The following is an 11,094-nucleotide window of genomic DNA, read 5'->3' as shown; positions in this document are numbered from 1 at the left end:
GATGCCTATCTGCATGAAATCGCCAAACATTTTGATTGTACGGCAGCCGCCGTTTGCTATGCACTCAAACAGATGGGGATGACGCGTAAAAAAAGACCACCACTTACAAAGAACAAGACCCGGCCAAAGTAACGCATTATTTGACACAGCTGGCCGAATTTTCTGACTACCAACGTGTTTATTTGGATGAAACAGGATTTGACCGCTACCTGTTCCGTCCCTATGCCCGCAGCCCGAAAGGGCAAATAGTGAAAGCGCAGATAAGTGGAAAAAGATACCGACGCTTATCTCTGGTGTCCGCACAAGTCGGCAACCGGCTGATTGCTCCGATGGTTTATCAAAATACGATGACCGGAGTCTTTTTTGAAGCGTGGTTTCAGCAATGCCTACTGCCCGCATTGACTCAAAAATCGGTGATTATTTTAGATAATGCGCGATTTCACCGTATGGGTGTCTTACGGGAAATGGCGGAAAAATGGGGACATAAGGTATTGCCTCTTGCACCTTATTCACCTGAGCTCAACCCGATTGAGAAGGTGTGGACGAATATTAAGCGGTATCTGCGAACCGTTTTGTCTGATTACGCCCGATTTGACGATGCGTTACTGTCCTATTTTGATTTTAATTGACTATAACGTTTCATCTCAATGTCAAATTAAAAAGGTCGTCTGAAATCCGTTTTCAGACGACCTTTTGCTTAAATCAAACCTTCCAGTTTTGGGTTACCCTCTTTCGGAATCGGGCGTTTGTTACCTTCACTATCAATGGCGACATAAGTGAAGACAGCCTCTGTCACGAGTTGACGATCCTCAGTAAGATGATCGTTCATCAATGTTTTTACCCAAACCTCGATTTTCAGTTGCAACGAAGTATTACCCACGCTCACGCAGCGGCCGTAGCAACAGACGACATTCCCCACTTTCACAGGACGGATGAAATTCATTTCCTGAACAGCTACGGTAACAATACGGCCTTGTGCGATTTCCGCCGCCAAAATACCGCCGCCCAAATCCATTTGCGACATAATCCAACCGCCGAAAATATCTTGATTGGGATTAGTGTCGCGCGGCATGGCAACGGTGCGCAGCAAAAGCTCGCCTTGTGGTTTAGTGTGTTGTTTTTCATTTTGCGTCATGGGAAATATCCTTTTTAGAGGTGCAGCTTTCGTGTGAAGTTGAGAAACCGATTGAAGCAGTGTGGGATGATTGCCTGCGATAACAAGGTCGTCTGAAAACTTCTATACGGTTTTCAGACGACCTTGAACCCATATTCTGAGCCAACGCTATTTCTAACGTTCTGCCAATTTCAAATAAACGCCGGCAACGTCTTGCTCTCCGTAACCTGCTGTTACCGCTTGACGGTAATTTTCAGCAACGGTTTCGACGGCAGGCAGCGACTTACCGGCTTGCTCCAGCTCTTTGACCGCCAGATTAAGGTCTTTGGAAGCGTGTTTGAGTGCGAAGGCAGGTGGGAATTCACGGCTTGCCCACAGCGATTTTTTGGTTTGGAACATAGGCGAATCCATAGCGGAATTACCGATGGCTTCGATGATGGTATCAGTATCGACACCAAACTGTTGAGCCATTAGCATAGCCTCGCTGTATGCTTCGCCAAAAATACCCAGCAGGGAGTTGAGCACGAGTTTTGCGCCCGAACCTTTCCCTACCCCACCGAAATGGAAAGTTTGTTTACCGACAATGGAAAACACTTTTTGCAGAGGCGTTGAAACACTTTCTTCTCCGCCAAACAAAATCAGCAACGTACCGTTGGTAGCAGGACCGACCGAACCGGAAACAGGTGCTTCTGCAAACTGACCGCCCGCAGCTTCGACCAATTCTTTAACGGCAAGATTTTCAGAAGGAGCAATAGTACTCATGTTGACAATGATTTTGCCCGCAAGCTCCTTGCGAACCTCTTCACTCAAAATATCGCGTACAGCCGCGAAGTCGGAAACCATCAGAAAAATAACAGGATAAGCGCGGATAAGATCGATGGTGCTTGCGTACACTTTCGCGCCTTTATTGGCGAGGTCGGCGGTTTTATCGGGTGAACGGTTATAAACACCGACTTCGATACCAGCGTTCAAAAGCCGCGTTACCATCGGATTACCCATTTGACCCAAGCCTATCCAGCCGATTTGCGTGTATTCGTTTGTTGACATTGTGTTTGCTCCTTTGTTTGTCTTGCCGTGCAATCATATAGGTTTACAGGTCGTCTGAAAAGTTTTTCAGAGGGTTGGATAAAGTATTTATATAGATATGAACGAAATCGCCTTTCGTTAATAATGTATAATGCATCTATTTTTCATACAAACGCTGTCAATCAGGTCTAAATGATGGAAAAAGGTCGTCTGAAAAACTGAAATATCGTTTTCAGACAACCTCACTCATAGAGTTCAATCACTGCTAACAGCAGCATGTAGATAATTTTTAAATTTGATAATGAAAACCTTGAAAAAATTTAAACGGGCGGAGATATGGGATATTGGGTGTTAGCGCTTCAGGTATTTTGGGAAGAAATTGGCAAATATGCGTTTTTTCTAATTATCAATGCCTACTGCATCATCAGAATGTATCAAAACCGTCATTGGAAATATTGCGCAGTTATTTTTATTTTGCTCAATGGCTGGGTAATTTACAGATATTGGATGGAAATCATTAACTCTTATCTATATTGGAATCAATAGATTAGTAAAAAAGTCGTCTGAATGAAACACAAGAAAACAAATATCCTTTTAGGAATAGTAGCAGCAGGCTACCTCAGCATTGCATTGGCAAATATAGGATTAAACGGAATGATTGAAGGCCAGGGCAACCCCGAGAATGCAAAAGGCATGACTTGGGGAATTACGATGGCAGATGCAATATTGGTTAACGCCACACCAGAAAATTCTTCATATTTAACATTGGATGCAGAAGCAATAGATGTATCAAATAAGTACAGTTCTGATTTTTATTTGCAGAACGGAACAGTATTGCGAAATTTCTTTGGTACGGGTTCTATATGGGGAAGAGGAGGGTATTTGGGAAGAACGGCAGAGTTTGATTTACTTCCCGAAAGGCTGACTTTTACCTATTCCTCTCAGTTTGAAAATAAATTTTATCAGTTGGATGAAGCCCTTCCAACCGACAAGATACGTCCTATGATGGCAAAAAGTTACAGGGTATTCAATAATGCAGTAGAGGACTCTGAAACTCCGCAATATGAATCTCCCAATGATTTTGAATTGGCTGTTGCTCCTACGGCTGGGTGACGCTGAACCTTGCCAATGTATTTATTCGCAAGGAATTGATGTCCTGGCAGGCAAAAGAAATCATGCCTTCTGTGGAAGAGGCTGCCAAACATCATTTCAATGAAATATGGTATTACAGAGTCGCACGTTTTCACAATCTTGAAGAACGGAAAGAATACTTAGACAGCGTCCGTAAAGAACACCCCAATTTCTATCACACTTATATAGATGGACCCAAAAAGGTGAGTGCGGAGTGGTACAAACAGATGCAAACGAAATATCCATGGAACTTGGAAGTTGAAGTCGATGGAGGGGAATGGAACGGTGAATACTATATGGAATTCGCTAATACGGAGCGCTGGACGGCTATCGGTAAGGAGAGGGTAGAAGAAGAGAAGAAGGCAATGAAGGCGATGCCAACTTACATCAAGATATGGTTAATAGACAAAGAAACGGGTAATCGGTGGGGCATCAGATTGCATCCCTTTAAGACTGAAGAACAAGAGCAGAATGATTATAAAATCATATACGATGATGCTCGACTAAACGGGTTATACAAGATATTTCAACAGGCGTTCCCCGGAAGGACTCGAGCGCATAATATCAGTACACCTTCAATAAATCAGTTTGCCACGTTGAAATTGAAATTTGATGATCACTTTGAATTGACCGAAGCATATCTTCAAAAAGATGGACAAAAATTTGTATTGCCAGATGCTGAAATCCATCAACGTTACGAAATCAACAATACTGCTTATTACTAAGGAAATCATAAATATAGGAAAATGATCGGCAAAGAAAACCACATTTCATGACTGCCGATTGACGTCAGGCCTATACAAAAAGGTCGTCTGAAAGCCCAAGTTTTCAGACGACCTTTTACAATCAAAGCATTATGCGAACGGATGATGCAAAACGATGGTTTCTTCGCGGTCAGGACCAGTGGAGACGATGGCTACCGGTGCGCCGCAGACTTCTTCGATACGTTTCAAATATGCTTTGGCATTGGCAGGCAATGCGTCGTAGCTTGTCACGCCGACAGTCGATTCGCTCCAGCCGGGAATGGTTTCGTAAATCGGCTTGCAGGTTTCTACCGCATCGGAACCGCAAGGCAGGATGTCGGCTTTGCTGCCGTCGGGCAATTCGTAGCCGACGCAGATATTGATGGTTTCAATGCCGTCCATCACGTCCAGTTTAGTGATACACATACCGGAGATGCCGTTGACTTGGATGGAGCGTTTCAACGCGGCGGCATCAAACCAACCGCAGCGGCGTGCGCGGCCGGTTACGGAGCCGAATTCGTGTCCGCGTTCTGCCAAACCTGCGCCTACTTCGTCGAACAATTCAGTCGGAAACGGACCTGAACCGACGCGCGTGGTATAGGCTTTGACAATACCCAAAACATAATCCAGCATTTGAGGACCTACGCCTGCGCCTGCGGAAGCGGCTCCCGCTAAGCAGTTGGACGAGGTAACGAAGGGGTAAGTGCCGTAGTCAATGTCCAACAGCGTGCCTTGTGCGCCTTCAAACAGCAGTTTTTCGCCGTTTTTGTTTTTCTCGTTCAACACGCGGGATACGTCGGTAATCATCGGCGTAATGCGCGGCGCGACTTTTTCGATAACCGCCATCACATCTTCTGCTTTAACCGGCTCGGCATTGTGCAGATGTTGCAGTTGGACATTGTAATAGGCAAGGACGGCATCCAGTTTTTCACACAGTTTTTCAGGATGCAGCAAATCGACGACGCGGATGGCGCGGCGTGCCACTTTGTCTTCGTAGGCTGGGCCGATGCCGCGACCGGTCGTGCCGATTTTGCCTTTGCCGCGCGATGCTTCGCGGGCTTGGTCAAGCGCGATGTGGTAAGGCAGGATCAGCGGGCAGGTCGGCGCGATTTTCAGACGACCTTCAACGTTTTTCACGCCTGCTGCGTTCAACTCGTCGATTTCGCCCAACAATGCTTCGGGGGATACGACAACGCCGGAACCGATGAAGCAATCCAAGTTTTCATGCAGGATGCCGCTCGGAATTAGGCGCAAAATGGTTTTCTTGCCGCCGACGACCAAAGTATGACCCGCATTGTGGCCGCCTTGAAAACGCACGACACCGCTGGTTTCTTCCGCCAGCCAGTCGACGATTTTACCTTTGCCTTCATCGCCCCACTGGGCGCCGATTACTACAACATTTTTAGCCATAGCCATATAACCTATTAATATTAAAAATTTATCGTGAATCAACTTCAAACCAAGACGGCTTTGCGCCCTGCCCTGATTTGCCTTTAATCTGCTATGAATGGGTATTTAAATTTTCTCAACCTGCCAAACGCCGTCCGACTTTTTCAGACGACCTGCAACCTCTTCCGAAGCGTTGTGTCCGATACCGTAGTCGACAACGACACACTGCCCTTGTTCACGCAGGGCTTCAACTGCTTCGCGAGCCGCTTCGGCATCTTCCGCATCGACCAAGACGACGGGCTGCCGCTCAATGGCGGGCAAACGTCCGATAAAGCTGCGCAAGTCGAAACTGAATCCCGTTGCCGGACGCGCACGGCTGAAATATTCGCCCAATCCGTCATAACGCCCGCCCCGTGCGACCGCGTCATGGAAATTGGAACCGTATGCCGCATACAGCAAGCCGGTGTGATAATTGTCGACGCGCAGTTCGGATAAGTCGATATGGACTTTCTGATTCGGGAATGCGTCGCACACTGCCTGCAATTCGTCCAACGCGCTGCCGACTGCCGACAAATCCGGCAATCGTTCGCGCGCAGCGGACAACACTTCCCGTCCGCCATACAGACGCGGCAGCAGCGAAAATGCTTTCGCCCACATACCGTCCAGCTTCCAAGCCTTAACCTGCGCTTCGACCGCTTCGGTATCTTTATCCTGCATCAACGCAAGCAGTGTTGCGGACTGCTCCGCATCCAAATGCGCCGCATCGGACAAAGCGCGGAATACGCCGATGTGCCCCAACGACAGCAAAACCTCGCCCATATCGGCAATCTTCATACTTTTGAGCATCAGGTCAATCAGCTCGATATCCGCCCGGATGTCGGCGAAACCATACATCTCCGCCCCCGCCTGCAAAGGTTCGCGCATATTGAGCAAACCTTCCGGCCGCGCGTGCAACACAGGGCCTGCGTAACACAAACGGTTAATCCCTTGATTGGCGGACAAAAGATGCGCATCGATACGCGCCACTTGCGGCGTAATGTCGGCGCGGATACCCAACTGCCGACCGCTCAGCTGATCGACCACCAAAATGGTTTTCAAAGACAAACCCGCGTCAATGTGCGTCAGCAGGGAATGGCTGTATTCCATCAGCGGAGGCTGTACCAGCTCGTAACCGTGCACTCGGAACAAAGTCAACAACTGCTCTCGCGCGCTTTCCAACTGTCGGGCGTTGGTCGGCAACACATCGGCAACATGTTCGGGAAGCTGCCAAGATTGCATGGGAATCTACCTTCTATCTGTTTTTGTAAACGCAAAGGGCTGCTTGAATTTAAAACCAGACGGACACACAGCCCGCTTCTCGAAATACGCCGCGCAAACGATGCAGCGTTTCCAACAAATCTGATTTTAAATTCAAACAGCCCCTGAATGACGGCTTTAAACCGCCGAGTTATTAAAAGCAGACTTTACCATACAAAACAGTTTTGTGCAGCCTGTTTTCATACCGGACAGCCCCTGACTTTGGAGCAAATGGGATTTTGTATACGGGAAATAACATGTTTAAGAAGCATCTCAAGCAACTGGGGTAGTCTCGACAAAGGTGTTGCTTGTTATTCCTCAACGCCCCATCAATCTTATATAGTGGATTAACTTTAAACCAGTACGGCGTTGCCTCGCCTTGCCGTACTATCTGTACTGTCTGCGGCTTCGTCGCCTTGTCCTGATTTAAAGTTAATCCACTATACTTGATTTAGCTTAAAGGTCGTCTGAAAACCCATTTCAGACGACCTTCAAAGTCTCTCCACAAGCCTCACCGTATTTCTTTGGCTGCCTCTTGCTCCGCTTTGTAACGGCGCAGATAGGCAAGCGCGGCAGCTTTTTCTTCTTCGTTGCCATATTTGACATCGCGTTGGGCGCGGCGCAATTCGGCGCGCTCTTTGGCCTCTTCGATTTGTCGGTTTTTGAATGCTTCGCGGTTGTCGGACGCAACCAGCTTGTCTTGTTGGGATTGGGCTTTCGCCATGGCTTTGGCAATCAAATCCATGGGATTGAAGACAGGTTTGGCGGCAGCTTGGGTTTCGGCTTGAATTTGCGCCTGCTTGGCTTTAACGGCGGCTTCGCGCTCGGCAAGCATGGCTTTGCGTTCCGCCTCGTCGCGCGCTTTGCGTTCGGTATGCCAATCAAAGCGGCTTTGCGCGTGTTCGGCAGCGGCGAAACGCGCCTCGGAAGAGCGGCTCAGGCTGCGCGCGGCAGGGAGGTATTCCTGTTCGGAAGGTATCATGTCGATACAGTCCACCGGACAAGGCGGAAGGCAGAGTCCGCAGCCTGTGCATTCGTCGCTGATTACAGTGTGCATAAACTTGCTTGCGCCCATAATCGCATCGACAGGGCAAGCGCGGATGCAGGCGGTACAGCCGATACAGGCGGCTTCGTCTATCAAGGCGACGGCTTTGGGCTGCGTTTTGACCGGTGCAACGCGCGGCTTACCCAATAAGGCGGCAATATCCACCATCACCGCTTCTCCTCCGGGCGCGCACAAATTAACAGGCGCATCCTCGTGCAACAAAGCTTGTGCATAAGGCAGGCAGCCTTGATAGCCGCATTCTCGGCACTGAGTTTGCGGCAGCAGGCGGTTGATGGCTTGAAGGTCGGTCGGCATGGCGGATAGAGTCAAAATCGAAAGCATGTATTTTATCGGGAAACGGAATGCAGGAAAACCAAGACCAAAATAAATAAGGTCGTCTGAAAACTTCAAAATAAAGGTTTTCAGACGACCTCTTCTATTTTCCGACTATCCGTACCGCTTTATTAGAACTTATGAACCATGCCCAAAGAAACGGCTTTTTGTTCAACAGAACCTGTTTGAGTCGGCGTCAGGCGGGTTTTGCTGCCCAGTTTCATATAGCCGGCATGAGCAAGCATCGAAGTGCGTTTGCTGAATTTGTAGGAGGTACCAACTACAACTTGGTCGAATTTATCGACCAGTTTCTCGCCGCTGTTCACGCCTTTTGCCGCCCAGCCGTGGGCGTAAGTGAGGCGCGGGGTCAGGTTACCGAAGGTATAACCCACGGTAACGGCTGCATCGGTAACTTTGACGGCTTCATTTTTACCGGCATCGGCAGTAATGTCAGCGCCTTTGTACGTATTGAAATCATCGGTAAAGTAACCCAGATATTTATTTGCGCTTTCATGGCCTTTGGTATATTGCGCACCTACGCCGACGAACAGGTTGTTTTTGTCGTAGTAACTCTCGATTTTAGCGATTTGCGCGGCTTTGGTTTTACCGTTCTTGTCGGTGTACGCGCCTTTGTAATGGCCGTAGGCAAGGTTGGTGGTGAAACCGCTGTTTTCATAAGTCAAACCGGCGGTATATTGCTCTTTGCTGGGTTGTTCGTGCTTATATTTGTCGTCCGGATTGCGGTTGTCGCGCGGCGCGTAGGACGCATTGAACTTGAATCCGCCGAACGAAGGGCTGTCGTAGCGTACGGATGTGGTACGCACACCGGTGCGGGTGTTGATGCCCAAACCCATCGCGTTGGTTTTGTACAACCACGGGTCGATGGTATCCATCTCGTTGAGCATATTGTTCATATTGCCGACGCGGACCTTACCGAACTTGCCTTCCAAGCCGATGAAGGAATCGCGGTTGCCGAAACGCTGGCTGTTGGATTCGCCCAAAATGGAAGTACGCTGTTCCACCTGCCAGATGGCTTTGAGGTCGTCTGAGAGTTTTTCGCTGCCTTTGAAGCCGATGCGCGAGGTATTGTCATTGATACGGGTCGCGGTCGCGCTTTTTTCCGTACCTTCGCTACCTTTGATTTTCACCTGTCCGGAGGTGATGGTGCTTTTAACTTGTCCGTACAGGACAACTTCGGCGGATGCTGCAAAAGGTAGGGCTGCTGCGGTTAAAGTAATCAATATTTTCTTCATGAGTCCTCCTCGAATTTTAAAATTGAGTAAAAATACCAAACTCAATCATAATGATTTATGGATTATTAAACAACTCTTTTTATCTTGAGAAAAATTATTATTTATTTCAAATATAATTTGCATTTCAACAACACGATATCGTAGGAATCTTTAATATTCATCCTTTCTGCAATTTTGTTGGCACAATCCCTATTTTTCCCTTGCCTCAAGATTGAAAATAAGGCAAGTGCAACTTTTTTCAGACGACCTTTTCGGGTCGTCTGAATATTTTTTTGTTTATGAAGAAAACCATAGCGGAAAGCAATGAAAAAACGAAGAAATTTTCCCATCTAAACTATTGCGCCGACAGGGATTTTGCCGTTTAATGCGAACCTGCTGAATCAAGGGCCCGAGGCATATGCCGGCCGCCCCCACAGTTAACCTTTTGTATGCGGACAGTTTGCGCTTGACTGACTGCCGCCGCTGCAACAATCCCCCCTTCCACAAAAGGACTGTACCCATGAAAAAAACTTCAATGGCGGCGGCACTCATCGGCCTCGTCTTGACTGCATGTAGCGGCGGCCAACAAACCGCCGCAGAATCTTCCGCACCTTCTTCCCATACCGCCTCCGACAAGCTCAATATCTACAACTGGTCGGACTACGTCGATCCCGCCACGCTTGAAGCGTTCGAAAAAAATACGCATATCAACGTCCGCTACGACTACTACGACAGCAACGAAGCCCTCGAAGCCAAGCTCTTGACCGGTAAATCTGGTTACGACCTCGTTGCCCCGTCCATTGCCAACGTCGGACGCCAAATCAAAGCCGGCGCGTATCAAAAAATCGACAAAAGCCAAATCCCGAACTACGCCAATATCGATGCCGACCTGCTTGCCATGATGGCAAAAGTCGATCCCGGCAACCAATACGCCGTCCCTTATTTTTGGGGCATCAACACGCTCGCCATCAACAAAAAACTGGTTCAAAAAGCCCTAGGGACGGAGCAGCTGCCCGAAAACGAATGGGATTTGGTGTTCAATCCCGAATACACCAAAAAGCTGAAATCCTGCGGCATCAGCTATTTTGACAGCGCCATCGAACAAATCCCGCTCGCGCTGCATTATTTAGGCAAAGACCCGAATACCGAAAACCCGGACGATATCAAAGCCGCCGTCAACATGATGAAAAAAGTGCGTCCCGACATCAAACGCTTCACTTCGTCAGGCTATATTGACGATATGGCGGCGGGCAACCTTTGCGTTTCAGTCGGTTACGGCGGCGATTTGAACATCGCCAAAACACGCGCGCAAGAAGCGAAGAACGGCGTCGAAATCGAAGTGTTAGCACCCAAAAGCGGCGTCGGCATCTGGGTGGATTCCCTGATGATTCCGCGCGATGCCCAAAACACCGCCAATGCGCATAAATACATCAACCACACGCTCGATCCCGAAGTCGCGGCGCAAAACGGCAATTTCGTTACCTACGCCCCCGCCAGCCGCCCTGCCCGCGCATTGATGGACGCAAAATATACCGGCGATGCGTCTATCTTCCCGACCAAGGAATTGATGGATAAAAGTTTCATCGTATCGCCCAAATCAACAGATGCAAGCCGCCTGAGCGTCCGCCTGTGGCAATCGTTGAAAGCAGGCAAATAGCCGTTTGATGCGTTGGAAATATAAGGTCGTCTGAAAATCAAATTTGGTTTTCAGACGACCTTTTTTACTGCTATAGAACAAATTTAAAGTGTAGAAAATCGTCGCGTTGTTTACACAACAGGTTGAGA

The 11,094-nt window shown here is 48.3% G+C and carries 9 protein-coding genes and 2 pseudogenes; 4 read left to right on the top strand and 7 right to left on the bottom strand.

The annotated features are described in order from the left end of the window. Positions 1-629, top strand: a pseudogene (locus tag HMPREF1051_RS09985) (transposase); the annotation flags it as partial. 68 nt (positions 630-697) lie between these two features. On the opposite strand, the gene yciA reads toward HMPREF1051_RS09985, so the two are convergent. Together yciA and HMPREF1051_RS09975 are read right to left on the bottom strand one after the other, a co-directional pair. After that, positions 698-1,135 carry an acyl-CoA thioester hydrolase YciA gene (gene yciA / locus HMPREF1051_RS09980; protein ID WP_003759083.1) on the bottom strand — a complete coding sequence of 146 codons (438 nt, stop codon included), beginning with the start codon at positions 1,133-1,135 and terminating at the stop codon, positions 698-700. Between the two features lie 153 nt (positions 1,136-1,288). After that, positions 1,289-2,161 carry an NAD(P)-dependent oxidoreductase gene (locus HMPREF1051_RS09975; RefSeq protein WP_003768061.1) on the bottom strand — a complete coding sequence of 291 codons (873 nt, stop codon included), beginning with the start codon at positions 2,159-2,161 and terminating at the stop codon, positions 1,289-1,291. A gap of 546 nt (positions 2,162-2,707) precedes the next feature. Here HMPREF1051_RS09975 and HMPREF1051_RS15335 point away from each other — a divergent pair. Together HMPREF1051_RS15335 and HMPREF1051_RS15330 are read left to right on the top strand one after the other, a co-directional pair. Next, positions 2,708-3,253 (top strand): DUF2931 family protein, encoded by a 546-nt coding sequence (locus HMPREF1051_RS15335; protein WP_003768065.1) that lies wholly within the window; start codon positions 2,708-2,710, stop codon positions 3,251-3,253. Positions 3,254-3,291: 38 nt separating this feature from the next. After that, entirely contained in the window at positions 3,292-3,996 is a 705-nt protein-coding gene (locus tag HMPREF1051_RS15330) for a hypothetical protein (RefSeq protein ID WP_003768084.1), read from the top strand. A gap of 129 nt (positions 3,997-4,125) precedes the next feature. On the opposite strand, the gene HMPREF1051_RS09960 is transcribed toward HMPREF1051_RS15330, so the two are convergent. The 5 genes and pseudogenes from HMPREF1051_RS09960 to HMPREF1051_RS09945 form a co-directional block, all read right to left on the bottom strand. Then, a complete protein-coding gene (locus HMPREF1051_RS09960) occupies positions 4,126-5,424 on the bottom strand; it encodes an adenylosuccinate synthase (RefSeq protein ID WP_036492904.1) in 1,299 nt (432 codons plus the stop codon). A gap of 105 nt (positions 5,425-5,529) precedes the next feature. Beyond that, positions 5,530-6,681, bottom strand: coding sequence for an ATP phosphoribosyltransferase regulatory subunit (locus HMPREF1051_RS09955; RefSeq protein ID WP_003768063.1), 1,152 nt, complete (start codon positions 6,679-6,681; stop codon positions 5,530-5,532). 346 nt (positions 6,682-7,027) lie between these two features. Further along, positions 7,028-7,147: pseudogene (locus HMPREF1051_RS14545) on the bottom strand (IS5/IS1182 family transposase); the annotation flags it as partial. Positions 7,148-7,210: 63 nt separating this feature from the next. Continuing rightward, positions 7,211-8,059, bottom strand: coding sequence for an RnfABCDGE type electron transport complex subunit B (locus tag HMPREF1051_RS09950; protein WP_036492908.1), 849 nt, complete (start codon positions 8,057-8,059; stop codon positions 7,211-7,213). A 149-nt stretch (positions 8,060-8,208) separates the two neighbouring features. Then, positions 8,209-9,330: a porin gene (locus tag HMPREF1051_RS09945; protein ID WP_003768075.1), complete on the bottom strand. Its 1,122-nt coding sequence runs from the start codon at positions 9,328-9,330 to the stop codon at positions 8,209-8,211. 499 nt (positions 9,331-9,829) lie between these two features. Between HMPREF1051_RS09945 and HMPREF1051_RS09935 the strand changes: the two genes are divergently transcribed. Next, on the top strand, positions 9,830-10,966 hold the full coding sequence (locus HMPREF1051_RS09935) for a polyamine ABC transporter substrate-binding protein (protein WP_036492900.1): 1,137 nt from the start codon (positions 9,830-9,832) through the stop codon (positions 10,964-10,966). Positions 10,967-11,094 lie beyond the last annotated feature (128 nt).

The organism is Neisseria sicca VK64 (assembly GCF_000260655.1).
GTDB lineage: Bacteria > Pseudomonadota > Gammaproteobacteria > Burkholderiales > Neisseriaceae > Neisseria > Neisseria sicca_B.
The sequence above is the reverse complement of the archived record's forward strand: the minus strand, read 5'-3'. Positions and strand labels throughout refer to the sequence as shown.

Bases quoted from the DNA above. Each gene is read 5' to 3' on its own strand.
- HMPREF1051_RS09975 (WP_003768061.1), bottom strand. From the start codon at position 2,161: ATGTCAACAAACGAATACACGCAAATCGGCTGGATAGGCTTGGGTCAA.
- HMPREF1051_RS09955 (WP_003768063.1), bottom strand. From the start codon at position 6,681: ATGCAATCTTGGCAGCTTCCCGAACATGTTGCCGATGTGTTGCCGACC.
- HMPREF1051_RS09945 (WP_003768075.1), bottom strand. From the start codon at position 9,330: ATGAAGAAAATATTGATTACTTTAACCGCAGCAGCCCTACCTTTTGCA.
- HMPREF1051_RS09960 (WP_036492904.1), bottom strand. From the start codon at position 5,424: ATGGCTAAAAATGTTGTAGTAATCGGCGCCCAGTGGGGCGATGAAGGC.
- HMPREF1051_RS15330 (WP_003768084.1), top strand. From the start codon at position 3,292: ATGTCCTGGCAGGCAAAAGAAATCATGCCTTCTGTGGAAGAGGCTGCC.
- HMPREF1051_RS09935 (WP_036492900.1), top strand. From the start codon at position 9,830: ATGAAAAAAACTTCAATGGCGGCGGCACTCATCGGCCTCGTCTTGACT.
- yciA (WP_003759083.1), bottom strand. From the start codon at position 1,135: ATGACGCAAAATGAAAAACAACACACTAAACCACAAGGCGAGCTTTTG.
- HMPREF1051_RS15335 (WP_003768065.1), top strand. From the start codon at position 2,708: ATGAAACACAAGAAAACAAATATCCTTTTAGGAATAGTAGCAGCAGGC.
- HMPREF1051_RS09950 (WP_036492908.1), bottom strand. From the start codon at position 8,059: ATGCCGACCGACCTTCAAGCCATCAACCGCCTGCTGCCGCAAACTCAG.